The sequence below is a fragment of the Streptomyces sp. GESEQ-35 genome (assembly GCF_017948485.1).
In the GTDB taxonomy this organism is placed as follows: domain Bacteria; phylum Actinomycetota; class Actinomycetes; order Streptomycetales; family Streptomycetaceae; genus Streptomyces.
In genome coordinates this window covers 248,635-271,422 of the sequence record NZ_JAFFSX010000002.1, presented here as the reverse complement: position 1 = coordinate 271,422, position 22,788 = coordinate 248,635, and the positions used below count along the sequence as shown (strand labels likewise).

Annotated in this window: 20 protein-coding genes; 4 read left to right on the top strand and 16 right to left on the bottom strand. The window is 71.5% G+C overall.

All coding sequences use genetic code 11. From position 1 onward, the window contains the following. Positions 1–32: 32 nt before the first annotated feature. The 3 genes from KCH87_RS04735 to KCH87_RS04725 form a co-directional block, all read right to left on the bottom strand. Complete coding sequence (locus KCH87_RS04735; RefSeq protein WP_210584375.1) at positions 33–452, bottom strand: SSI family serine proteinase inhibitor; 420 nt, start codon at positions 450–452, stop codon at positions 33–35. Then, positions 449–1,819 carry a M14 family zinc carboxypeptidase gene (locus KCH87_RS04730; protein ID WP_210584991.1) on the bottom strand — a complete coding sequence of 457 codons (1,371 nt, stop codon included), beginning with the start codon at positions 1,817–1,819 and terminating at the stop codon, positions 449–451. Before KCH87_RS04730 ends, KCH87_RS04735 begins: the two co-directional genes overlap by 4 nt. 125 nt (positions 1,820–1,944) lie before the next feature. Next, positions 1,945–2,496: a DUF1707 and FHA domain-containing protein gene (locus tag KCH87_RS04725; protein ID WP_210584373.1), complete on the bottom strand. Its 552-nt coding sequence runs from the start codon at positions 2,494–2,496 to the stop codon at positions 1,945–1,947. A 174-nt stretch (positions 2,497–2,670) separates the two neighbouring features. Here KCH87_RS04725 and treZ point away from each other — a divergent pair, with 174 nt between their 5' ends. Then, complete coding sequence (treZ, locus tag KCH87_RS04720; protein ID WP_210584371.1) at positions 2,671–4,416, top strand: malto-oligosyltrehalose trehalohydrolase; 1,746 nt, start codon at positions 2,671–2,673, stop codon at positions 4,414–4,416. A 112-nt stretch (positions 4,417–4,528) separates the two neighbouring features. Here treZ and KCH87_RS04715 read toward each other — a convergent pair whose 3' ends face one another. From KCH87_RS04715 to cyc2, 4 genes are all read right to left on the bottom strand, one after another. Beyond that, entirely contained in the window at positions 4,529–5,479 is a 951-nt protein-coding gene (locus tag KCH87_RS04715) for an aminoglycoside phosphotransferase family protein (protein WP_210584369.1), read from the bottom strand. A 50-nt stretch (positions 5,480–5,529) separates the two neighbouring features. Continuing rightward, positions 5,530–6,654, bottom strand: coding sequence for an aminopeptidase P family protein (locus tag KCH87_RS04710; RefSeq protein ID WP_210584367.1), 1,125 nt, complete (start codon positions 6,652–6,654; stop codon positions 5,530–5,532). Between the two features lie 191 nt (positions 6,655–6,845). Further along, positions 6,846–7,454, bottom strand: coding sequence for a PDZ domain-containing protein (locus KCH87_RS04705; protein ID WP_210584365.1), 609 nt, complete (start codon positions 7,452–7,454; stop codon positions 6,846–6,848). A 227-nt stretch (positions 7,455–7,681) separates the two neighbouring features. Further along, positions 7,682–9,838 carry a germacradienol/geosmin synthase Cyc2 gene (cyc2, locus tag KCH87_RS04700; protein WP_210584364.1) on the bottom strand — a complete coding sequence of 719 codons (2,157 nt, stop codon included), beginning with the start codon at positions 9,836–9,838 and terminating at the stop codon, positions 7,682–7,684. Between the two features lie 166 nt (positions 9,839–10,004). Between cyc2 and KCH87_RS04695 the strand changes: the two genes are divergently transcribed. After that, complete coding sequence (locus tag KCH87_RS04695) at positions 10,005–11,243, top strand: endonuclease/exonuclease/phosphatase family protein (protein ID WP_210584363.1); 1,239 nt, start codon at positions 10,005–10,007, stop codon at positions 11,241–11,243. Between the two features lie 12 nt (positions 11,244–11,255). Here KCH87_RS04695 and KCH87_RS04690 read toward each other — a convergent pair whose 3' ends face one another. From KCH87_RS04690 to KCH87_RS04670, 5 genes are all read right to left on the bottom strand, one after another. Further along, positions 11,256–12,005 carry an ABC transporter ATP-binding protein gene (locus KCH87_RS04690; RefSeq protein ID WP_210584362.1) on the bottom strand — a complete coding sequence of 250 codons (750 nt, stop codon included), beginning with the start codon at positions 12,003–12,005 and terminating at the stop codon, positions 11,256–11,258. A 9-nt stretch (positions 12,006–12,014) separates the two neighbouring features. Beyond that, on the bottom strand, positions 12,015–12,191 hold the full coding sequence (locus KCH87_RS04685; protein ID WP_210584361.1) for a hypothetical protein: 177 nt from the start codon (positions 12,189–12,191) through the stop codon (positions 12,015–12,017). Beyond that, complete coding sequence (locus tag KCH87_RS04680) at positions 12,188–13,030, bottom strand: ABC transporter permease (protein ID WP_308298748.1); 843 nt, start codon at positions 13,028–13,030, stop codon at positions 12,188–12,190. The genes KCH87_RS04685 and KCH87_RS04680 overlap by 4 nt, the downstream gene beginning before the upstream one ends. 505 nt (positions 13,031–13,535) lie before the next feature. Next, positions 13,536–14,336: an ABC transporter permease gene (locus KCH87_RS04675; protein WP_210584359.1), complete on the bottom strand. Its 801-nt coding sequence runs from the start codon at positions 14,334–14,336 to the stop codon at positions 13,536–13,538. Next, positions 14,333–15,304 (bottom strand): ABC transporter substrate-binding protein, encoded by a 972-nt coding sequence (locus KCH87_RS04670; protein WP_210584358.1) that lies wholly within the window; start codon positions 15,302–15,304, stop codon positions 14,333–14,335. The genes KCH87_RS04675 and KCH87_RS04670 overlap by 4 nt, the downstream gene beginning before the upstream one ends. A gap of 183 nt (positions 15,305–15,487) precedes the next feature. On the opposite strand from KCH87_RS04670, the gene KCH87_RS04665 reads away from it, so the two are divergent. Continuing rightward, on the top strand, positions 15,488–16,750 hold the full coding sequence (locus KCH87_RS04665) for a cytochrome P450 (protein ID WP_210584357.1): 1,263 nt from the start codon (positions 15,488–15,490) through the stop codon (positions 16,748–16,750). Here the strand turns inward: KCH87_RS04665 and KCH87_RS04660 are convergent, their stop codons facing one another. The 3 genes from KCH87_RS04660 to KCH87_RS04650 all read right to left on the bottom strand — a co-directional run bounded on the left by KCH87_RS04660 (position 16,751) and on the right by KCH87_RS04650 (position 20,693). Beyond that, positions 16,751–17,929: a damage-control phosphatase ARMT1 family protein gene (locus KCH87_RS04660; RefSeq protein ID WP_210584355.1), complete on the bottom strand. Its 1,179-nt coding sequence runs from the start codon at positions 17,927–17,929 to the stop codon at positions 16,751–16,753. Between the two features lie 22 nt (positions 17,930–17,951). Further along, positions 17,952–18,599, bottom strand: coding sequence for a ScbR family autoregulator-binding transcription factor (locus tag KCH87_RS04655; RefSeq protein WP_210584353.1), 648 nt, complete (start codon positions 18,597–18,599; stop codon positions 17,952–17,954). A gap of 288 nt (positions 18,600–18,887) precedes the next feature. Continuing rightward, on the bottom strand, positions 18,888–20,693 hold the full coding sequence (locus KCH87_RS04650; protein ID WP_210584351.1) for a S8 family serine peptidase: 1,806 nt from the start codon (positions 20,691–20,693) through the stop codon (positions 18,888–18,890). Between the two features lie 410 nt (positions 20,694–21,103). On the opposite strand from KCH87_RS04650, the gene KCH87_RS04645 reads away from it, so the two are divergent. Then, positions 21,104–22,024, top strand: coding sequence for a lytic polysaccharide monooxygenase (locus tag KCH87_RS04645; RefSeq protein WP_210584350.1), 921 nt, complete (start codon positions 21,104–21,106; stop codon positions 22,022–22,024). Between the two features lie 18 nt (positions 22,025–22,042). On the opposite strand, the gene KCH87_RS04640 is transcribed toward KCH87_RS04645, so the two are convergent. Then, positions 22,043–22,696: a Tat pathway signal sequence domain protein gene (locus KCH87_RS04640; RefSeq protein ID WP_210584348.1), complete on the bottom strand. Its 654-nt coding sequence runs from the start codon at positions 22,694–22,696 to the stop codon at positions 22,043–22,045. Positions 22,697–22,788: the final 92 nt, after the last annotated feature.

Genomic DNA, 22,788 nt, shown 5'->3' with positions numbered 1-22,788 from the left:
ACGCGCGTGCGTACACCGGTCGACCCTGACTTTCAGTCCTGGCGCCCGAACACCGACCCCGTCGACGCCGCCATCGCGCACGGGTTCGAGAAGGTCTTGGTGTACTGGACCGGCCGTCCGTTCCACTCCCCGCGCGCGGTGGCGGTCACCGGCGCGTAGATCATCGTGCAGAAGGTGTCCTTCTGCGGGATGCCGCCGATGTCGCCGCCCGCGGCCGCCAGTTCCGCACAGGCCTCGGCAGCGCGGGCGTGTCCCCGGGGCGGGTTGCACAGGAGCAGCTTGCCGGGCGCGTCACCGGCCCGGGCCTCGCCCTGGGTGACGGTGAGGTAGAGCCAGCTGCCCGGAGGGGCCTCCTGAGGCGTCGCCAGCGCCGGAGTCGCGGAGGCGACGAGGAGGGCAGCTGCCGCGAGCAGGCCGCCCCGTACCGCTTTCGCCGTGGTGAAGTACGTCATTCCTGATGCATCGGCACGGCGGCCTCCGCACCCCACCCCTGCTCACCCGAACGGGAGCGCACCGGCTCCTGCCGTCCGGCCAGCTCGAACGCGGCGAGCACCACTCTCGCCTGGTACTCCACCTGGCGGGCGACCGGCACCCAGCGGGCCCCGCAGCCGTCGCGGTAGTCCGCGCACCACGCGTCGATCAGCCGGTCCAGCTCCGGCAGCACCCCGGCCGGATCGCGCCCCGCGCCCGCCACGAGCTGGTGCAGCAGCCCCGCCGTGCGCAGCGCGAGCCGGCGTCCGGCGATGCGCAGGGTGGCCAGATGGGCGGTGCTGAGCGGGGGCAGCGGACGCGTGCCGTCGGTTCCCTTGACGTCCGGGTCCCAGGCGTCGGCGAGGCCGGGGCAGACCAGTAAATAGTCGTCGACCGGAGCGAGCAGGCGCGCCGCGTCCGGTGCGCCTGCGTGATGGGGCCGGATCCGCGCGAGGAGCCGCTGAAGGACCTCGGTGTCGTGCCGCAGCGTGTGACTGACGGTCCGCAGCACGCCGGCCGGGTCGGCGGGCTCGGTGGCGTCCTCCACGGCGGCCACGCTCCACATGGGCGCCTCGACGACCGCGGTCACCGTGCCGTACGAGTGGGGGTGGAACCACGTCGATTCGACGGCGGCCTCGGTGATGGCCGCGGCCAGGTCACCCCGGCGCGGTGGCGGTATCCGGTAGACGGCGGGTCCCAGGCCCGGCCAGTACAGGGTGTCGTACGGGCCGAGTTCGCGCGGTATGCCGAGACGGGCCGCGGTCTGCGCGATACGCCCGGCGAGACCGGGCAGGTCGCGGGTGAGTTCCACGAAGCCGCCGCCCACGTCGACCCCGTGCAGCGAGCACTGGAGGAACGGCCGCAGTTCGTCCTGGAGGCCGAGCAGGGTGCGGGTCTCCGGCAGTACGGCGGCGGCCGCGCCGTCGGGCAGCCATTCGGGCTGTTCGAGGAAGCCGGGCCGAAAGAAGCGCCGGAAGTAATGGCCAAGGGTGTACGGGCCGTGCAGCCAGCCCTCGTTGCGGCGCAGACCGTCGGGGTCGAGGCACAGCAGCAGGTTCCAGGTGGCGTCGGCTCCCTCGGTGAGCCGGGGGTCGGCGAGGACCCGTTCGGCGAGCCGCAGGGCGGTGGCGCCGCCCACTGGTTCGTTGGCATGCGGACCGGCGACGACGAGCGCCTGGCGGCTGCCATGACCGACGGACAGCAACGACAGGGGTGTGCCCGCGCGGGAGCTTCCGACACGGCGCAGTCGGGCGTCCCGGGGATGCCGGGCGACGAGCGTCGCCGCCCGGGCGTCCAGTTCGTCGACGGTCGGGTAGCGGAGGAGTGGCGGCAGGACACACCTCCACAAGTGGTGCCGTCGGTTCACCTGGTGTGCATGGTGTACGCACAGTCAGTCACGAGTTGACGGGTACGTCAACACCGCAAGAGGCAAAGGGATTTCGGCCACCGAGGCGGGATCCGGACCGGCCGTTCTCAGTTCGAGGCGAGCCGGAACGACATCCGTCCGAAGCCGACCTGATCACCCTCGCGGACGACTGCGGCGCCGATGACGCGTCGCCCGTTCACCGTCGTCCCGTTGGTCGAGCCGAGGTCCCGCAGCACCCACAGGCCGCCCTGCCGACTGAGTTCGGCGTGCACCCGGGACACCGTCTCGTGGGTCAGCCGCAGCCCGTTGGCGGGGTCGCGCCCTATGCGCAGCGAATGGCCGTTCCCGGGGTGGGGCAGCAGCAGCTTGGGCAGCCGCTCGGCCTGCCAGGCCCTGCGCAGCCGTACCGTGAACCCGGAAACGGCCTCCACCGTGCCGAACACCAGCCGCGAGAAACGGCTCTCGGTGGGCAGGTCGGCGGTGATGGCCGCGAGGTCCTCGGAACGGCGGGCGGCGAGGACCACCTCCATGCGCCGGATGAAGGTGTCGTGCGACAGACGGCCCATGGCGACGCCGTCCCGGAGCACCTTCAGCACCCTGTCGCGCTCCGCGTCGGAGAGCCGCGCGGGGTACGTGTTGAACTCGAAAGACGACATCACGTTCGTGATTGTCGGGCAGTGAACGCCGGGTGTCCAGAAGACATGGGAACAGCCGCCACGCGCGCGTATTCCGACGACACCCGCCGCAAAAGGGAAGATTCAAAAGCGGATTGATCTCGTTTGAAGCACCATGGACGGGCTACATCACGGTGAGCAGACGAAGGGGAACCGTCCGTGCAGTTCGAGGTGTGGGCACCGCAGACCGACCGTGTGACGCTCCAGTGCGACGGCGCCACGCGCGCGTTGGAGCGCGATCCTGACCGAGCGGGCTGGTGGAGGGGGGAGGCTGAGGCGCACGACGGCACTCGGTACGGCTTCGCGCTGGACGACGGCCCCGTGCTGCCCGACCCGCGTTCACGCCGACAGCCGGACGGCCCGGACGGGCCGAGCGCGGTCGTCGACCACGAGCGCTACGCGTGGCGCAGTGAGTGGGCCGGGCGCCCGCTGCCCGGCGCGGTCCTGTACGAGCTGCACGTGGGCACGTACACGCGCGAGGGCACCCTGGACGCCGCCGCCGAGCGGCTCGGACATCTCGTCGAACTGGGCGTCACGCACGTCGAGTTGATGCCGGTGTGCCCCTTCCCCGGGCGGCACGGCTGGGGGTACGAGGGGGTTTCGTTGTGGGCGGTGCACGAGCCGTACGGCGGCCCCGAGGCGCTGAAACGGTTCGTCGACCGGGCTCACGAGCTGGGCCTGGGCGTGGTCCTCGACGTGGTGCACAACCACTTGGGGCCGTCCGGCAACTACCTGCCCCGGTTCGGCCCGTACTTCACAGACACGCATCACACGCCCTGGGGTTCCGCCGTCAATCTGGACGCGCCCGGCTCGGACGAGGTGCGCGCGTATCTGCTGGGCAGCGCGCTGGCGTGGCTGCGGGACTACCGGATCGACGGGCTGCGCCTGGACGCGGTGCACGCGCTGGCCGACACGCGCGCGTGCCACTTCCTGGAGGAGCTGTCGACGGCCGTGGACGCCCTGGCCGCCGACCTGGACCGGCCGCTCTTCCTGGTCGCCGAGGCCGACCTCAACGACCCACGGCTGGTCACCCCCCGTGAAGCGGGCGGCCTGGGCCTGCACGCGCAGTGGAACGACGACTTCCACCACTCCCTGCACTCGACGCTGACCGGCGAGTCCCAGGGCTACTACGCCGACTTCGCGCGGGCCCCGTTCGCGGCGCTCGCCAAGACACTCACCGGCGGCTACTTCCATGACGGCACGTTCTCGAGTTTCCGGGGCCGGCAGCACGGGCGCCCCCTGGACCGCGCGCGCGTGGCCGGGCACCGGCTGCTCGGCTACGGCCAGACCCACGACCAGGTGGGCAACCGGGCCCTGGGCGACCGGCTTTCGGCGTCCCTCTCCCCCGGCCTGCTGGCCTGCGCGGCGACGCTGATCCTGACCGCCCCGTTCACGCCGATGCTGTTCATGGGCGAGGAGTGGGCCGCGGGCACGCCCTGGCAGTTCTTCACCGACCACACCGACCCCGAGCTCGCCGAGTCCGTACGGCGGGGCAGACGGCGGGAGTTCGCCGCGCACGGCTGGGCCGAGGAGGACGTTCCCGACCCGCAGGACCCGGCGACCCGCGACCGCTCCTGCCTCGACTGGTCCGAGCCGGAGCAGGAGCCTCACGCGCGCGTGCTGGCCTGGTACCGCCGGCTCATCGCCCTGCGGCACGAGCAGGCCGACCTCACCGATCCCGACCTGGCCGACACCAAGGTGGCCTACGACGAGGCGGGGCGCTGGCTCGCCTTCCGGCGCGGGGACGTCCGTGTGGCCGTCAACCTCGCCAAGGAGCCGGCGGCGATCCCCCTGGGCCCGCGTCCGGCGGAGGTGCTCGCCGCATGGGAGCCGGTCGACGCGCCGGGCCAGGACGGGCTGCTGCATCTGCCCGGGGAGTCGTGCGTGGTGCTGTTGCAGGCGTGAGCGGTGAGCGGTGAGCAGTGGGCGGGTCGGCGCGGACGGGGGCACGAAGGGCTGCGCGTAAGCGATTGCGCAAACGCTTACGCGCAGCCCTTCGTCCCCGGACCGGCTGCCCCTATGACTCCTCGTCCGTCTCGTCGTCCCGCAACTCCGTCACCCGTTCCAGCAGGATCGCCTCCCAGGCTCGCTCCAGCTGCTCCCGCAGGAGCGGCGGAGGGCTGCCGCCCCGGCCTTCGAGGCGTTCGGCAAGGCGGAGGAGGCTGTCGCAGCGGGCGAGCCAGAGGCCGCGCAGGCAGGGGCGAGCGCCGTAGCCGGCGAGAGTGGCGGCGCGGACGGCGGCGGGCGAGCCGACGGCGAGCGCGAGACCGGCGATGTCCTCGGCGGGGTCGCCGAGGACCGCGTCGGTCCAGCCGAGGACACCGCGCACCCGGCCGTCGGCGCTGACCACGAGGTGCTCTCCGGTGAGGCCGTGGTGGACGAGGATCGCGGTGCCGGGCTGTGCGGCGAGCTGGACCGCGGCGGGTGCGGTGAGCTGGTGGAGGCGTACGGCGTCGAACTCGTCGGCGGCGGCGAGACGACCGGCGGCGCGTTCGGCGGCCCGGCGCAGGGCCTCCAGGGAGCGCGGTGCGGCGCGCGGGACGCCGAGGGTCTCGGCCTGCCGTACCGGTACCTCGCGCAGTCCGGTGAGCACCCCGGCCAGGTCGGCCTCCCCGACGGCCGACACGTCGTGCTCCTCGCCCGAGCCGCCGGGAACCTTGGTGTCCAGCGTGTATGTCAGCCCGGGCGCCCACTCGCCGTGCGACACGCTCGTCGGCACGGCGACCGGGACGTGCGGGCGGACGAGGTCGCGCAGGCGCAGTTCGCGGCGTTGACGGACGGCGGCGTCGCGGTCGGGGGCGAGACGCAGGACATGGCGGGTGCCGACCCACCACGTGGCGTGCCCGCCGCCTTCTGCGACCGGCCGGACGTCGGGTCCGGCGGCGCCCTTCGCTGCGGCCCCGTCCTTGAGCAGGGAACGGACCAGTCGTCGGACGGTGTCCGCGGTGGGTGTCGGTGCCTGGGTCATGGTCACGCCGTCGTCGCTCGAAGTCGTCGTGGGAGGCTCCTGATGCTCGGTCAGTTCACTATGACCATTTCGCGGGCGGTGTCGTTGAGGCGGCGACCGCCGTCCTCGGTGACCGTGACGATGTCCTCGATGCGGACGCCGAAGCGGCCGGGCAGATAGATACCGGGCTCGACGGAGAAGCACATGCCCGGCACCAGGGGCTGCTGCTCGCCCTCGATCATGTACGGCGGCTCGTGCGTGGTGACGCCGATTCCGTGTCCGGTGCGGTGGATGAAGTACTCGCCGTATCCGGCGTCGGCGATGACCGCGCGGGCGGCCCGGTCGACCTCCTGGCAGGCGACGCCGGGCCGTACGGCCCTGAAGCCCGCCTCCTGGGCCGCGCGCACCAGGTCGTGGACCTGGCGCTCCTCGTCGGTCGGTTCGCCGACGTGGACCGTGCGGGAGGTGTCGGAGCCGTAGCCGTCCTTCAGGCCGCCGAAGTCGAGGACCACCATGTCGCCGTGCCCGATGACCCGGTCGCCCACTTCGTGGTGGGGATTGGCACCGTTCGGGCCGGAGGCGACGATCGTGAAGTCGACCTGGGAGTGCCCGAACCGGCGTAGCAGGCCGGCGAGGTCGGCGGCGACCTCGGACTCGCGGCGGCCGGCGAAGGGAACCTTCCGGATCTCCTCGAACGTCGCGTCCGCGGCCGCGCCGGCGGCCGCCAACAGCCGGAGCTCCGCCGCGTCCTTGACGGCACGGAGCATGGGCAGGGCGTCGGTGAGGGAGGCGTGGGAGGTGCCGGGCAGCGCCTTCTGCAGGCCCAGCAGATGCATGGCCCAGGCGTTGTCGCTGATGCCGAAGCGCCCGGTGGAGTCAAGGAGCGCCGCGGTGGCGGCGTAGGGGTCCTTGCCGTCGGTCCAGTCGCGCAGTGTCAGCGCGGGCGCGCCGGCCGCCTTGGCCGCGTCCGGTGCCTCCAGCGTGGGCACCACGAGCACGGGGTCCTGTCCGGGGGTGAGCACCAGCAGGGTGAGCCGTTCGGTGACAGCGGTGGGTGCGTAGCCGGTCAGCCACACCAGGTCGGGCCCCGGCGTCACGAGCAGCCCGGCGAGCCCCGCCTCGGCGGCCGCCCGCGCTGCGCGCTCCATACGGGCCCGGTAGTCGTCGGCGCCGAAGGGCGCCGCAGTGCCGGTCATCCTGGCCTCCCTGTGCGGCTGAAGGGACTACGGCAGCATCCTGCCCGCACGGCGGGGGCCGCGCGAGCCGGTTTGCAGGTCCTTTCAGCGCGTCACCGACCACCACCCCTGACGGACGACCACTGATCCACCATGAGGGCTAATGCCTGGATGGCTCCCAGGCATTACGACAAGCCCGGGTTCCAGGACGGTCAGGTGACGACGCCCGGGACGACCGTCAACTGCTGATAACCACCGCTCTCATGACGCACTGTCAAGGTGACCTCGGATCCGGGGCGGGTGTCGGCGACCGCTCGCGCGAGGTCGGCGGCCGTGTCGATCCGGGTCGTGTCGAACGCGAGGAGCACATCGCCCCTGACCAGGCCCGCCGCGTACCCGGGGCCGGGGACGTGGACGCCGACGACCATGGCCCCTGACTTCTCGGCGTCCACGGCCTCCACACCGAGGGTGGCACCGGCGGGCGCCGGTGACGGGGTGGGCGTGGTGGGCGGCGGGGTGGGGCCGGGGAGCGCCGAGGCGGACCGGGGAGCCGGGGCCGGGCCATCGCCGGGCTGACCCGCCTGCCCCGCTTGGCGTTGCAGGTCGGCGAGTTTGCTCATGCCGATCACGGTGGCGCCCACCGTCCCGAGGCCGACCCCGGACAGGACCAGGACCGCACCGACGAACAGGCCGAACAGCAGGGTCGTGAGCCGTCGGCGACGTCGGCGGGCCGCGTGCGGGCGGCGTGCGGGGTCGGACGCGGGGCCGCCGCCGGACTCCTGACCGGGCATCGGCTTGGGACGCAACGCAGTCTGTTCCATGTCTTCGCCTCCGGCTGATGAACTACCCGGAGCGCCGGCGCACGACGAGCCACGAACGAGTGAGACTGACCCATGGTCAAGAACGGGAAGTCATAGTGACTCACCCCCGTTCGGTCAGTGCCTCCACCACCGTCGCCGCCGCTCGGCGAGCTACCGGTGAACGCCGCGAGCGGCGTCCGGGAGCTCGCCGAGTAGACCGCGGAGCGGCCGCGGGACGTCGGCTGACCTCAGCTGACGGGCAGAGCGGGCGGCCGGTCCGGGAGGAAGCCGTGGGCGCGCCGGGCCAGCCAGTGGGACTTGTAGCGGTCGACCTCCCGGTGCCAGTTCAGGATGCCCGCCATCCAGTGCTGAAGATCGACCACATAGCCCCGCATGACCCCGCGCGCCTCGTCCGAGAGGTCGAAGTCGTCGTAGACGAGCGGCAGTTCGTGCGCGGCCACGTGCTGGAACTGCTGCATGCGCTGGGTCATCAGGTCATGGACGACGCCCAGGGCGGACGGGTAGTCGCAGCCGAAGAAGTTCTGGACGACAAGGATCGCGTTGTGGATCTCACCCTCGTACTCGATCTCCTTCTGGTAGGAGAACACGTCGTTCAGCAGGCAGGCGTAGTCGACGGCGGCGTTCTCCAGGGAGCGGACGGAGCCGCTGCGGTACACCTCCGGTGGGACGGCGGGGCCGTGGCCCATCCGGCAGAGGCTCATGGTGAGGTCGGCGCCGAAGGTGGCGCGCCGCATCTCCAGGTAGTCGACCGGGTCGGGGATGCGGTTCTGGAGCTGGTTGGACAGCTCCCACACCCAGCTGTCGGTCATGACGTCCACCGTGGTCTTCAGGGTGCGCCGTTGCTCGGAGGTCATCTCCGCCGTCGTACGGGCCCACAGGTCGATCAGTCCGCGCTCCATCGCGTTCGCGGGGACGGGGGCCTCCTCGCCGTCGACGGGCATGCAGTCGGACAGGCGTGTCGTGGTCAGCCGGGCGGCGGCCAGGTCGCGGCGGTGGCCGAAGACGAGCGGGTAGTAGTCGTCGCCGTAGGTGCCCCAGGCGAGCCACTGCGCGCTGAGGTCGAGGGCCTCGGCGGTGGCGTCCGGGTCGAGGCCCGCGGAGCACAGCGCGAGGTCGTACGCACGGAGTTTGTCCTCGTCCCAGACGCCCTCCTGGAGGATGCCCATGCGGTGCGCCCAGCCCTTGAGGCGGTGCCGGGAGTCGTCCAGGTGGGGGCTGAGCTCGACCTGGAAGGGCATGTGGAAGTCGGGCAGCAGGGACGGGCCGACCTTCTGGAACGGCACGTGCGTATAGGCGCGCAGGCGCTCGGCGCCTGCCGCGGCGAGCAGCGCGCCGACGTCGGCGGCGGCGGTACCCGGGCCGGTCAGGCCCTGCCAGGGCGAGGTGGAGCGGGCGCGCTCGTTCATGTACCGGCTGGAGCGCATGTGCCATTCGTGGCCGCCGGACTGCCAGTCCTGGAGTCCCTTGGTGTACGCGGCGACCGCGGCGAGGTCCTGGGGCGTGAGGCCCTGCTCCAGGGCCAGTGCGGGCACTTCGGTGAGGGCGGTGTGCTCGAACTGGTGCAGTCGGGAGGTCAGGATGTCGTTGACGGTGTCGGCGGCCTCCTGGGTGGTGCAGCCGAAGAAGGTCTCCAGGACGAGCACTCCGTTGCTGAGCTCGCCCTCGTCCTCCACCTCCCGCTGGTAGGAGAACAGGTCGTTGCGCAGGTGCACCGCGTCGGAGAACGTCTCCATCAGGACCCTGAGCGGCCTCGACCCGGCGACGGCCCCGGGCACTTCGGCGTTCGCGTACTCCACGAGCCCCGCCGACCAGGGGGCGCCGCCCACCTTGCGGCGCATCTCGACATACTCGACGGGGTTGGCGATCCGCCCCTCGTTGATGTTGGACAGTTCCCACAGGGACTCGTTGAGCAGGTGCTCGGTGGCGACCGAGAAGCGGCGCCGCCAGTCGGCGGACATGGCGGGCACCGTGCGCGCCCACAGGTCGGCGAGGCCCGCCTCCACCGGGTTCTGCGGCTCGGGTACCTCGGCGGACAGGTCCATCGGCATGAACAGCGGCAGCCGGTCCAGGTAGGCCTTGCCGCCGGCGCGGTCCTGGGTGCGCTTGAAGATCTCCAGGAAGTGGTCGTCGAAGAAGAAGACCCACACGTACCAGTCGGTGACGAGGGAGAGGGCGGGTCCGTCGCAGTCGGGGTGGGTGTAGGCGCAGAGCAGGCCGTAGTCATGCGCGTCGAGGTCGGACTGCTCCCAGATCCCGGACCCTTCCAGCATGCCCATCTCGCGTGCCCAGGCGGTCGAGTGGGCGCGGGCCTCGTCGACATGCGGATTGAGCCGTGCGGGATACGGCATGTAGAAGTGCGGGAGTTCGAAGGGCTGCTGCGTCATGGCCGGGCCCTACCCGCGGGTTTCCGGGGACATCCGCGGCCCCGGACATGATCACACCATCGCGTGAATCAAGGGTGAATCCGGGAGTTCTCGGGGGGACTTGTGGCGTTCATCTCTACGCGCGCAGACTACGGAAATTCACGTGCCTCTCCTCAAGGGAGTTCCGATGGACCAGCCCAGATCCCTCTCCCGTCGCGCCACGCTCACCGCACTGGCCGGGGCGGCGCTGGCCGGCACCTCGGCCCTGCCCGCCGCGGCATCGGACCGCCGGGGGCGCACGGTGCGCTTCGCCACGTTCAACGCCTCCCTGAACCGCGGCACTCAGGGCGCGCTCGTCACCGACCTGTCCACTCCGGACAACACCCAGGCGAAGAACGTCGCCGAGACGATCCAGCGGGTCGACCCGGACGTGCTGCTGATCAACGAGTTCGACTACGACGAGTCCGGCACGGCGGTCCGCCTCTTCCTGCGCAACTACCTCGCCGTCGGACAGAACGGCGCGAAGCCCGTGAGCTACCGGCACCACTTCACCGGGCCGGTGAACACGGGCGTGGCCTCGGGGCTGGACTTCGACGGACGCAACGGCGCGGTGACGACGCCCGGTTCGGACGCGTACGGCCAGGACGCGTACGGATACGGCTGGTTCCCCGGGCAGTACGGCATGGCGGTGCTCTCCAAGTACCCGATCGACACGCGCGCGGTGCGCCCCTTCCAGCGTTTCCTGTGGCGGGACATGCCGGGCCACGTCATGCCTCCGGGCTACTACAGCGCCGAGGCCCAGGCGGTCTTCCGGCTCTCCTCCAAGAGCCACTGGGACGTGCCGCTCAGCATCGGCCACGAGACCGTGCACTTCCTGGTGTCGCACCCGACGCCGCCCAGCTTCGACGGCACCGAGGACCGTAACGGCCGGCGCAACCACGACGAGATCCGGCTGTGGGCCGACTACATCGGCGGACGGCGCCGCAGCTCGTACCTGTACGACGACAAGGGGACGCGCGGCGGGCTGCGGCCTGGGGCGCGCTTCGTGCTGGCCGGGGATCAGAACGCCGATCCGTACGACGGCGACAGCTACGACCACGCCATCCGTCTGCTGCTGGACCACCCGGCGGTCAACGTGCCCAAGGCGCCGCCCACGAGCAAGGGCGCGGTCGAGGCGGCGCGGCTCCAGGGCGGTGCCAACTCCTCGCACACCGGCGATCCCAAGTACGACACGGCGGACTTCAACGACACCGCGCCGGGTAATCTGCGCGTCGACTACGTCCTGCCGTCCAAGGGGCTGATACCCGGGTCGAACGGCGTGTTCTGGCCGACGTCCGACGACCCGCTGTACCGGCTGGTGGGCGGCGGGGCGAACGTGCCGACGTCGGACCACCGGATGGTGTGGCAGGACGTGCGCGTGGTCTGACGGCCGTCCGCGTCAGGACCCCCGCACCGCCCGCCCCACCTGCGTCCGCAGCGCCACGAACTCCGGCAGTCCCCGGGTGGTGATCTGGTCCCGCTTGCCCGGGAGTTCGACCGGCAGGTCCCCCACGACGCGGGAGCCGGGGCCCGGGGAGAGGATGACGACGCGGTCGCCGACGTAGACGCTCTCGTCGATGTCGTGGGTGACGAAGACGATGGTGGTGCCGTCGGTGCGGTGGACCTCCAGGAGGAGGTCTTCGAGGTCTTCGCGGGTCTGGGCGTCGAGGGAGCCGAAGGGTTCGTCCATGAGGAGGAGCGAGGGGCGGCAGACCAGGGCGCGGGCGATGGCGACACGCTGCTGCATGCCGCCGGAGAGCTGCCAAGGGTGACGGCGGGCGGCGCCGTCGAGGCCGACGCGTTCCAGGATCCGCTCGGCCTCGGCGCGCCGCTCGGCCCGGCCGAGGCCGCGGCGGCGCAGCGGGAGGGCGACGTTCTCGCGGACGGTGAGCCAGGGGAAGAGGGAGCGGCCGTAGTCCTGGAAGACGACGGCGAGTTGGTCGGGTACGCCGGTGACCGGTGTGCCGTCGATCGTGACCGTGCCCTCGCGCGCGGGGAGCAGGCCCGCGATGGTGCGCAGCAGGGTGGACTTGCCGCAGCCGGACGGGCCGACGACGCTCAGGAGTTGGCCGTCCGGCACGGTGAGGGTGATGTCGTGCAGGACGGGATGGTCGCCGTAGTGCTGGCCGACTTCGTCGAGGCTGAGCATCCGGAAGCGTCACCTGTCCCTGGAGTCGTGGAGCGCGCCCTCGCCGGCGGTGACGCGGAGGTGGAGGGGGTGCGGGGCCGCGTCGTCGCCCGCGCTGGGCGCACGGTCGAGGGCGGCGGGGAGATCGTCGGGCCGGTCGCGGACCGTGCGCGGTTCAGTGGAGCCGCGGTTGCCCTGTGCCCTCATATGGACCTCCCCGTGCCGATCAGCCGTTTCTCGACCGCCAGCAGGCCGGTGTTGAGCAGATAGCCGAGGGCGCCGAGCAGGACCAGCGCCGCCCAGACGGTGAGCAGGTCGGAACGCGACTGGGCGTCGGTGAGCGTGAAGCCGATGCCGTTCGCGGTGCCCGGCAGCAGTTCCGAGAACACCATGAGGATGAGGGAGAGCGAAAGGCTCAGGCGCAGGCCCGCGAAGATGCGGGGCAGCGCGGAGGGAAGGAGGAGGAAGCGGAGCCTTTCCACGGCGTTCAGGCGCAGGACGGCGGCGACGTCGAGCCGCAGCGGGTCGGTGTTGCGGGCCCCCTCCGCGGTGTTGATCAGCACCGGCCAGACGGCGCTGAAGGCGATCGACGCGACCTGCATCTGCGTACCGAAGTCCAGGACGACGACGAAGACGGGGACGAGGGCCGGGGGTGGTACGGCCCGCGCGAACTGGAGCACCGGGTTGCACAGCGCGTACGTCCGGCGCGAGCGGCCCACCGCCACACCGAGCGCGATGCCGGCGACGGCGGCGATCGCGAACCCCGCGGCCATCCGGCCGAGGCTGGGCCCGATGTTGTCGATGGCGGCGTCGGTCAGGAACACCTGCCGGACGGGGCCGGAGAACCACAACTCGTAGGCGCGGTGCGCGATTCGGCCCGGCGGCGGGAAGTAGACGCTGTCGTGGGCCCGGGCGGCGACCTCCCAGCAGCCGACGGCGACGGCGAGCACGATCCAGCGCAGCAACGCACCTCGGACGGCGACCCCACCGACCGGCCGCCGGGCACCGCCCCGCACCGCCCGCACGGCAATCCCGGCCCGGCTCACACGCACCTACCTCGCCGCACAGCCCCCGGACACAGTTCCAGGCCCGCCCATCCCACCCGCGCCCATCCCAGCCGCACAGCTCGCGGACGCGGTCCGGGTGCCGGCGCACGCAAGCGCTCCGCCCTCAGCACACGGTCCCGACTCACACAGCCCTCCCCCACCGCACGGCCCACAGACAACGGACACGAATCCGGGCCCACCCAACGCACCCGCACCCATCCCAGCCGCCCGGCTTGCGGACGCAGTCCGACCCCCGGCCCACGCAAGCGCCCCATCCTCAGCGCCCGGTCCCGACTCACACAGCCCTCCCCCACCGCACGGCCCACAGACAACGGACACGAATCCGGGCCCGCCCAGCGCACCCGCACCCATCCCAGCCGCCCGGCTTGCGGGCACAGTCCGACTCCCGGCCCACGCAAGCGCCCCATCCTCAGCGCCCGGTCCCGACTCACACAGCCCTCCCCCACCGCACAGCCCACGGACACGGGGGCAAGTGCCGCCGCCCTCACGCGCCCCTCCCGCCATAGGCCGCCGCCCGCTCCCGCTGCTCCGGCGTCCACGGGAACAGTCGGCGTTCGCCCCACACCAGGACGCCGTTGATGACGAGGCCCAGCGCGCCCGCCCACACCACGCCGGCGAGTACGTCCCGGGTACCGTCCGTCGACAGGCTCGCCTGGGCGATGAAGATGCCGAGGCCCTCGCCGAAGCCCGCGAGGATCTCGGTGGCGACGGCCAGGATGAGCGCGACGGCGGCCGAGATGCGGATGCCGGCGGCGATGAAGGGGGCCGTGCCCGGGAGTTCGACGCGCAGCAGGACCGCGAGCCGCCCGAAGCCGAAGGCGCGCAGGGTGTCCTTGGCGAGAGGGTCGGTCTCGCCGAGGCCGTAGATGGTGTTGAAGAGGATCGGCCACACACAGGCGTACGTGATGAGCGCGACCTTGGTCTCGGTGCCGGAGCCGAGCAGCAGCGAGACGAGCGGGATCAGCGCGACGGACGGCAGCGGGCGCAGGAACTCGACGATCGCGCGTACGGCGGCGTCGACGAGGGGCACGCTGCCCAGCAGCAGACCGAGCGGGACGGCGATCGCGCAGGCGAGGCCGAGCCCCAGCACCCAGGCGCGCAGGGTGGCCCCGATGCCGTCCAGGAAGACGCTGTCGCCCGCCAGCTCGAAGGCTCTGGAGAGGACTTCGGAGGCGGGCGGCAGATAGCTGCGGCGCACGATCCCGGCCCGGCTCACCGCCTCGCACACCCCGAAGGCAAGGAGCACGCCGAGCACACCGAGCCCGAGTTCCTGACGCCGTTTCACTTCACCACGAGGGTCGCCGGGTCGATCGGTTTCTTCAGCAGCCCCTGTTTTGTCATCAGGTCGGTGAGCCGGGAGATCTCCTCGGCGTCCACGGTGGGCGGGAAGGTCGGCAGTCCGATCTGCTCCGCCTGGGCATCGGTCACCTTGGTGTACGTCGGCACGGTCTCGCGCACCGCCGAGGGGTCCTTGGCGGCGATCTCCGCGGCGGCCTTGAGGGCCCGCTGGAAGGCGGCGAGGGTCTCCTCGTTCTCGCCCACGTACTGGCTCGTGGTGATGTACCCGCTGAGCGGGATGTCCTCGACGGGCGCGGCCGCGCCGTCGACCACGACCCTGGCCTGCAACTCGTCCTGGATGACGCTGTCGAAGGGCTCGACCGCGTGAACCGCGTCGACCTGCCCCTTCTCCAGGGCGGCGCCCATCTGCGGGAAGGCCACCTGCCGGTAGACGGGTTTGCCGACGCCCTCCTTCTCCAGGATCTCGTTGAGGGTGAGTGACTGGACGTTGTTGAGCACGTTGACGGCGAGCTTGCGGCCCTCGAGGTCGGCGGCGGTCCTGATGTCCGAGTCCTTCGGCACCAGTACGTCCATCATGTGCGGCGCGGCCCGGATCGATTCGGCGACGATACGGATGTCGAGGGTGCCCTGCTCATGGGCCTGGAAGTAGGTGACGTAGTTCGCGCTCGCGACCATGTCGACCTGCCCCTTCGCCAGCGCGGGCAGCGCCTGGAGGCTCTGCTGGATCTGCTGGATCCGGACGTCCAGGCCTTCCTTCTCGAAGAGCCCGCGGTCCCGGGCGATGTAGAGCGCGGCGCAGTCGATCAGCGGCAGGGCGGCCACGGTGACGGTCTTCCCGCCGCCGGACGAGGATCCGGAGTCCCCGTCGTCGCCGCAGGCCGTGAGGGCGAGGGTCAGGGCGGCCAGGGTCGCCGCGAGCTTGCGCGGTCCCGCACATAAGTGGCGTGACGTCATGCGCGCATGGGTATCAAGGATCTGTCATGATCACCACATGCTCATGCGCCATTCCGCGCCGGGGTGAAGAGATTGCGCGCCCCTTGCCGAGCACTCTCCCCCGGGTGACGGTAGTCGCATGACCTCCCGCGTGCTCCCCCTCGGCCACGAAACATTCACCGCTGCGCGGGCCGCGGAGCCGGCGTGACGGTGCACGAGGCACCGCCCGTCCCCGACGTCTTCGATCCACGCCGGTACGCCGCCGGAGTGCCGTACGCCGCCTACCGCGTCCTGCGCGACCACCACCCCGTGGCCCGGCAGGAGGAACCCGAGGTGCTGGGCTGGCCGGCCGGTCCCGGGTTCTGGGCGGTGACCCGGCATGCGGACGTCGTGCGGGTGCTCCGGGACTCGACGACGTACTCCTCCCGCCTCGGCGCCACGCAGATCCGGGATCCCGACCCGGACGACCTGCCGTTCATCCGGCGCATGATGCTCAATCAGGACCCGCCGCAGCACGGCCGGTTGCGGCGTCTGGTGAGCCGGGCCTTCACTCCCGGGCGGATCGAACACTTCACGGCCCTCGCGCGGGAGCGGGCCCGGACGCTTTTCGCGCGGGCCCTGGAGACGGCCCGCGCGGCGGACGGCACCGTCGACCTCGTCACCGCCGTCACCGACGACTACGCCCTGCTCAACCTCGCCGATCTGCTCGGCGTCCCCGAACGGGACCGCGGGCTGCTGCTGCACTGGACCCGGCGGGTCATCGGCTACCAGGACCCGGACGAGGCCGGAACGCCGGTGCTGGACACGGACGGCAAGCCGGTCAATCCCCGGTCGCCCGCCATGCTGAAGGACATGTTCGCGTACGCCCGGCAACTCGCCGCCTACAAACGGCGGTACCCGGCCGACGACGTCATGACCATCCTCGCCCATGACCCCGAACTCGCCGACGCCGAGCTGGAGATGTTCTTCTTCCTGCTCACGGTCGCGGGCAACGACACCGTCCGCAGCGCCGCGCCCGGCGGACTGCTGGCACTGGCCGAGCACCCTCGGGCGTACCGGCTGCTGCTCACGAAGAAGGCCGAACTCACCTCCGCCGTCGACGAGTTGCTGCGCTGGCATCCGCCCGTCCTGACCTTCCGCCGTACCGCCGCGCAGGACACCGAGCTGGCGGGGCAGAGTATCCGCAGGGGCGAGAAGGTGGTTGTCTTCCATGCCGCCGCCAACCGCGACGAGCGGGTCTTCGCCCATCCGGAACGGCTGGACCTGTCCCGCTCGCCGAACCCGCATGTGTCCTTCGGGGACGGACCGCATGTCTGCCTGGGTGCGCACTTCGCCCGGCTTCAGTTGCGGGTGCTGTACGGGGAGGCGCTGCGGACGCTGCCCGGTCCGCGGCTCGCGGGGCGGCCGGAGCGGCTGGTGTCGAACTTCATCAACGGGCTCAAGTCGCTGCCCGTGCGGGTGGCTTGATCAGCCGCGGACCTGGATCAGCGCATGGGTGCCGCCGGTCCGCCAGCGCTGTCCTTCCGCGGCGACCAGTGCGGCCTCCGTGGCGGCGTTGAGGCCGGTGATCACATCGGACTTCAGCGTGCGCAGCGCGGCGACCGGGCCGGGGAAGTACGCGGTGACCTCGGCGAACGGTGTGGTCGGCGGCCACCTCCGGTCGCCCACCAGACGCCGGTAGTTGAGATCGCCCTTCACCACGGTCAGCGTGGCCGAGGCGAACTCCGCACGGAGGTCGTCGGGCATGTCCGCGTACGGCAGCGGGGCGCAGGAGAAAGGGTGGGCCCGTACCGCCAGGCGTCCGTCGGTCATCGCCGCCCACAGCTCGCGGCCGTACCTCGCGGCCGCGCCCGGTGCGGCGGCGATCCGGCGCAGCGCGTCGAGGACGTCGCTGGTCGTGGCGTCGGAGACGTAGTACGGGTACGGCTTGATGTGCAGCACCGCCCGCTCGATGTGCCCGTGCGCGAGGAGGTGGGCGATGAGGAGCAGGTCGGGGATGAGTTCGCGGCCCGCGTTGTCGGCGACGAGGCAGAGGGTGCCGGTGCCGGAGGGCGGGAGGAGCGAGAAGAGGGTCTCGCTGTCGTCGGCGACCAGGGCGGGCGTTGCGGCGGGTGTCCCCGCGTCCACGGCGGACAGCCGGAAGCCGAGGTCCGCGCGGTTGCCCCACAGGGAGCCGTGCAGCAGGGCGCGCGCCCGCAGGCCGGCCTCTTTCCCCTCCAGGTCGTCGAGTGCGGCGAGTTCCTGGTCCGTCTCCGGGGCGTCGAGTTCGGCGAGTTTGGAGGGGCGGAAGGGGTCGATGCCCTGCCAGGTGCCGGGGCCGAAGTAACCGACCGCGTCGAGGAGCCGGCGGTAGAAGTAGCTCTCGGACCACAGCCAGGGGATGTCGAACCAGGACCGGCCGGTGTACTCGGCCGCGCCCCAGGCCGCCCAGCGGTCCCGGTCGGGCGCGTCGGCCGGGAGCGGTTCGAGTACGCCCTTGGTGCAGCTGTCGAGGAGCGCGTCGAGCGCCCGCCGCCGCTCGGGTCCGTACGGAAAGGCCTCCCGGACCTGCGCCACGATCGCGGGGTGGCGCTCGGCGAGGACGCTGTGCGGGAACGAGCCGGGTTCGTTGCCGAAGATCACGGGCGCGGACGGGGCGAGGGGCATGCGCGTCACCGTATCGCGCGGATCAACCTGCGCCGATCTCCCGCTCCAGTCGGGTGGCGAGGCTCAGATAGCGGGCGCGCCGGGGAACCGGCACCAGGCCGCGGATCAGGACGTGCCACATCTCGGCCATCCTGCGGGGCTGCCGGGCAAGGGGGTCGAGGGAGCGCCCCACGACCCGGGTGCCGATGAAGAAGGAGACCAGGGAGTGGGCGACGGCGTCGACGTCGATGTCCTGGTGGATGTCGGATTCCCTGACCGCGGCGACGAGTTTGCGGGAGATGATCTCCAGCCACTCGGTGAAGGGGTGCCGCAGCGGCGGCCGTATGACGACCCCGCCGGTGGCGAGCCGGAGGCCGGCCCGGTGGACCGGGCCCTCCACGGACAGGCGGGCGATACCGAACGTGGTGCGGATCAGCGCTTCGAGGGAGGTGTAGCCTCGGCTGTCCATCTCCTCCGCCAGCCGGCGGGCCACCGCGGACTGGATCTCCATGATGGCGTGGGCCAGGTCTTCCTTGGCCGCGAAGTGGAAGTACAGGGCACCCTTGGTGACTTGGGCGTGCTCGACGATGTCGCTCAGGCTGGTCGACTCGTAGCCCTGACGGTCGAACAGGTCGGCGGCCGCGGCGATGATCGCCGCGCGGGTCTGTTCGGCGCGTAACTGCCTGGCCATCGTGGGGCTCCTGTAAAAAAGACGGCTCATGCCGTTTGTTCTTACTCCCCGTAGACGATAACTCACCGTACAGCGGCTCCGATGGACTGATGACCGACCGCCGACTTTCACTCCATTCCCGCGACTTGCAGATTCATACTCTTCGCATCGTGTGGTGTGCGTGAAGGGATGGCCAAAAAACGGGGTGGACGGTATCGAGTGACGGCGAAAAATGACGGGCCGGCCAGTGCCCATCCGCACCGGCCGGCCCGCCCGTCTCTGGCAGTCCGCTAGTTCATGACCGTCCGCTCAGAAGGTCAGCTTCCAGCTGTTGAGCGTGCCCGTGTCCTGCGCCGCCGTGTCCTGGACGCGCAGCTTCCAGGTGCCGTTCGCGGTCTCGGTCGACGCGTTCACCGTGTAGGTGGCGATGACGTTGTCGGCGGAGTCCGAGCCGGCCGACTTCAGACGGTAGGTCGAACCGTCCGGCGCGACCAGATCGATGACCAGGTCACCGCGGTAGGTGTGGGTGATGTCCACACCGACCTGGAGGGCCGAGGGGGCGTTGCCGCTGCGACCGCTGACCGCGATCGACGACTCGATCGCCGAGCCGTTGTCCGGGACGGAGACGGCCGTGCCGCTGGAGAAGGTGGTGCCCCCCGAGGAGCCGCCGGAGCCGCTCACCGCCTGCACCGTCTTGGCCGCGTCCGCGAGGCCGGCACCGCAGCCACCAGAGCAAGTACCGGGAAGAGTACGCGAGTTGGTCTTGATCGCGGACTCGATCTGGGCCGGGGTCAGTGACGCGCCGGCCGACTTCATCAGCGCGGCCAGGCCCGCGATGTGCGGGGCGGCCATGCTGGTGCCCTGGTAGTACTCGTAGCTTTCGGTGGACGGGCCCTGGGCGCCGGAGTTCAGCGTGGACAGGATGCCGTTGGAGGCCACGGAGTTGGTCTCGCCGCCCGGGGCGGCGATGTCGACGACCGAGCCGAAGTTGGAGTAGTAGGAGCGGTTCCCCTGGCGGTCGGCGGCAGCCACGCTGATCACGTTGTTGCAGCTGGCCGGCGAGTAGTTGGCGGCGTTGGCGTTGCTGTTGCCTGCCGCGACGACGACCGCGGTGCCACGGTTCACGGCGCCGTTGATGGCGTTCTGGGTCGCGCTGGAGCAGGCACCGCCGCCGCCCAGGCTCATGTTGATGACCTTGGCGACGTTGGTGTTCGCCGGGACACCGGAGACCGTACCGCCGGACGCCCAGGTGATGGCGTCGACGATGTCGGAGTCGTAGCCGCCGCACTTGCCGAGCACCCGCAGTGGGGAGACCTTGGCGCCGTACGCGATGCCCGCGACGCCCTTGCTGTTGTTGGTGACGGCTGCGATGGTGCCCGCGACGTGGGTGCCGTGCCAGGAGGAGGGGTAGGCGGGGTCGCCGGACGCGCACTCGTTGGCCGCGGTCCAGTCGCCCGGGTCGGCCGGGTTGCTGTCGCGGCCGTTGCCGTCGTTGCCGACGGTCGCGTCGGAGATGAAGTCGTAGCCCCCGACGATGTTGGCGCCGACGTCGGAGTGGGTGACGTAACCGGTGTCGATGACGGCGACGGTGACCCCGCTGCCGGTGGAGACGTCCCAGGCGCCCGGTACGTTCATGCCCGCAGCGGTCTCGAACAGGTCCCACTGCTTGGTGTACTCGGTGTCGTTGGGCGTGGCCAGAGGCTTGTTCAGACGGTCCGGTACGACATAGGCGACCTGCGGGTCGGCCTGGTACTCGGCGACGATGTCGGCGACATCCGTCCTGGTGAGGTCCGCGCCGAGGTCGACCAGGGCGGCGCCGGTGCCGAGCCGGCGCTGGAAGTCGAGGTCTTCGCCGGCCCCCTTGCCCTTCGCCACGGCGTCGGCGTCGGCGGCCTTGTTCGACTTGGCCTCGGTGGCGCCGGACTTGTAGCCGACGATGAGGCGTTCGGCGACGGCGCCGGGGGCGGCCTCGGTCTGCGCGGCCGGAACGGCGGCGGCTTCCCGGACGGGGGTTTCCTGGGCGACGGCGACCGACGCGGTGGCGGCCGTGAAGAGTGCGGCGGAGACCGCCGCGACGGATATCAGCTTCCGTCTGAGGGAGGGGGAAGTGCGCAAGGGCTTGCCTTTCGTGGCCGTACTCCGGACAGCGCGGAGCGGCGGTCGATTCGCTTCGTCCTCGAAGCGGCGGGGGGTGAACCGAAAAGCAGTGGGGACGAACCCCGACCGAGCGACGCCAGGACATGCAGGACATGCGGGTCGCTCGACGACGCGTTGGCCGGCCAGGCGCGGGCAGCGACCCGTTTCGGGGTTACCTATGGGTCAGCTGTGGTCGAACGATAGGCAAAGAAAAGACCATCCGGATACAGGGGAAACCCTCGATCCGGCCGGAAACTCACCCTAGACACCGGACAGTTGACCGGTTACAGCCCGTTTCGCCCCCGGCCGTCGCAGGGTGAACGCGCCGGGCCGGTTTTCCGTACTGACACAGCAGACCGTTCCCGTGCCCGGCCGAGGAGACGTTCCGGATGTCCCGGATGACCGCATACCGCAGAGCCCTGGGGGCCGTAGCCGTGGCCCCGTTCCTGCTTCCGCTCTGGGCGGCGGGACCGGCGCAGGCGCACGGTGCGCCCACCGACCCGGTCAGCCGGGTGTTCGCCTGCTCCCCCGAGGCCGGCGACGCAACCGGTTCGGCGGCGTGCAAGGCGGCCGTCGCCGCGAACGGCGCGCCCTTCACCGCCTGGGACAACCTGCGGATCGCGAACGTGAACGGCCGGGACCGGCAGACGGTCCCCGACGGACAGCTGTGCAGCGGCGGTCTGTCCCCGTACCGGGGACTCGACCTCGCCCGCTCCGACTGGCCGTCGACCAGCCTGAAACCCGGTGCCACGCTGACGATGCGGTACGTCTCGACGATCCCGCACACCGGCACGTTCCGGCTCTACCTGACGAAGCAGGGCTACGACCCGGCGCAGCCGCTCACCTGGTCCGACCTGCCGTCCCAGCCGTTCGCCGAGGTGACGGACCCGGCCCTGACGGACGGCGCGTACCGGATCACGGGGAAGCTGCCGTCCGACCGGACGGGGCGGCATGTGCTGTACACGATCTGGCAGAACAGCAGCACGGCGGACACGTACTACTCGTGCTCGGACGTGGTGTTCCCGGCGTCGGAGAAGGGCGGGGGTGCGGCGTCGCCGAAAACGCCGGCTTCGGCGACGCCTTCGGCATCGGCCGCCAAGAAGAGCACAGTCCCGTCACCGACGCCCACCCGGACCAGCACACCGCCGAGTCCGGCGGCCTCCGCCCCGCAGACCCCCGACAGCACTCCGCTCGCCTCCACCCCCGACGACGACTCCGGCCCCTCGGCCCCGATGCTGGCGGGCGGCGCCGCGGCGGTGCTGGTGCTCACCGGCGGCGCCGCCCTGGCCCTGCGTGTGCGTCGGCGCTGAACGCCGGGCCTACGAGGGTCAGTTGACGTAGACGAGTGCGCCCGCGTCGGTCACCGGGGAGTACTTGGCGGTGAAGTAGCCGTTGGCGAAGCAGAGCGAGGAGCCGGACGTCTTGGTGAACTGCTGGGCGGCGAAGGCGATGCTGTTGTCGGCGTTGCCCGCCGTGCCGGTCAGGCTCGGGGCCTGGTAGACGCAGTTGATGCTGCCGAGGAGGGTGCGCAGCACGACCGTGGTCTGGATGGCGGAGCCGCTCGCCGGGGTGACGGTGAGCGTGCCGTCGGAGGACACGGAGGTGGTGTAGGGCAGGTTGTCGACGGAGATGCTGGTGACGCCGAGCACGCCGACGACATTGGTGGTGCAACTGCTGCTGTCGAAGGTGTGGCCGGTGACCGACTCCGTGGCGGTGCCGGGCGCGGTCGGGTTGTCGGTGACGGTGGCGGTGAACTGCGACGCCGTGCACGAGATGCCGCTGGTGCCGGTCGCGCTGGAGTAGAGAGTGGCGGTGGTGCCACTGGCCAGCGGTGCGGTGAGGACATCTCCGACGGCGACGGGCGTGCCGGCGAGGCCGCCGGTGGTGAGGACCGGGGTGTCGGCCGCCGAGGCGGGGACGGCGGCCGGGAGGGTCAGGGCGGTGACGGCGGCGGTCAGGGTGAGCAGGGTGCGCGTACGCATGCGGGTGCCTCGTTTCTGAGGTGGTGGGGGTGGGGGCGCGTGCGGGCGTCCGTCGTTGCCGGTCCATGACGCCTTCTCCGTACGTGACGGAC

Coding starts and splice junctions, on each gene's coding strand:
- KCH87_RS04735 (WP_210584375.1), bottom strand. CDS start 452: ATGACGTACTTCACCACGGCGAAAGCGGTACGGGGCGGCCTGCTCGCG.
- KCH87_RS04715 (WP_210584369.1), bottom strand. CDS start 5,479: ATGACCCAGGCACCGACACCCACCGCGGACACCGTCCGACGACTGGTC.
- KCH87_RS04710 (WP_210584367.1), bottom strand. CDS start 6,654: ATGACCGGCACTGCGGCGCCCTTCGGCGCCGACGACTACCGGGCCCGT.
- KCH87_RS04705 (WP_210584365.1), bottom strand. CDS start 7,454: ATGGAACAGACTGCGTTGCGTCCCAAGCCGATGCCCGGTCAGGAGTCC.
- cyc2 (WP_210584364.1), bottom strand. CDS start 9,838: ATGACGCAGCAGCCCTTCGAACTCCCGCACTTCTACATGCCGTATCCC.
- KCH87_RS04695 (WP_210584363.1), top strand. CDS start 10,005: ATGGACCAGCCCAGATCCCTCTCCCGTCGCGCCACGCTCACCGCACTG.
- KCH87_RS04690 (WP_210584362.1), bottom strand. CDS start 12,005: ATGCTCAGCCTCGACGAAGTCGGCCAGCACTACGGCGACCATCCCGTC.
- KCH87_RS04685 (WP_210584361.1), bottom strand. CDS start 12,191: ATGAGGGCACAGGGCAACCGCGGCTCCACTGAACCGCGCACGGTCCGC.
- KCH87_RS04670 (WP_210584358.1), bottom strand. CDS start 15,304: ATGACGTCACGCCACTTATGTGCGGGACCGCGCAAGCTCGCGGCGACC.
- KCH87_RS04660 (WP_210584355.1), bottom strand. CDS start 17,929: ATGCCCCTCGCCCCGTCCGCGCCCGTGATCTTCGGCAACGAACCCGGC.
- KCH87_RS04655 (WP_210584353.1), bottom strand. CDS start 18,599: ATGGCCAGGCAGTTACGCGCCGAACAGACCCGCGCGGCGATCATCGCC.
- KCH87_RS04645 (WP_210584350.1), top strand. CDS start 21,104: ATGTCCCGGATGACCGCATACCGCAGAGCCCTGGGGGCCGTAGCCGTG.
- KCH87_RS04640 (WP_210584348.1), bottom strand. CDS start 22,696: ATGCGTACGCGCACCCTGCTCACCCTGACCGCCGCCGTCACCGCCCTG.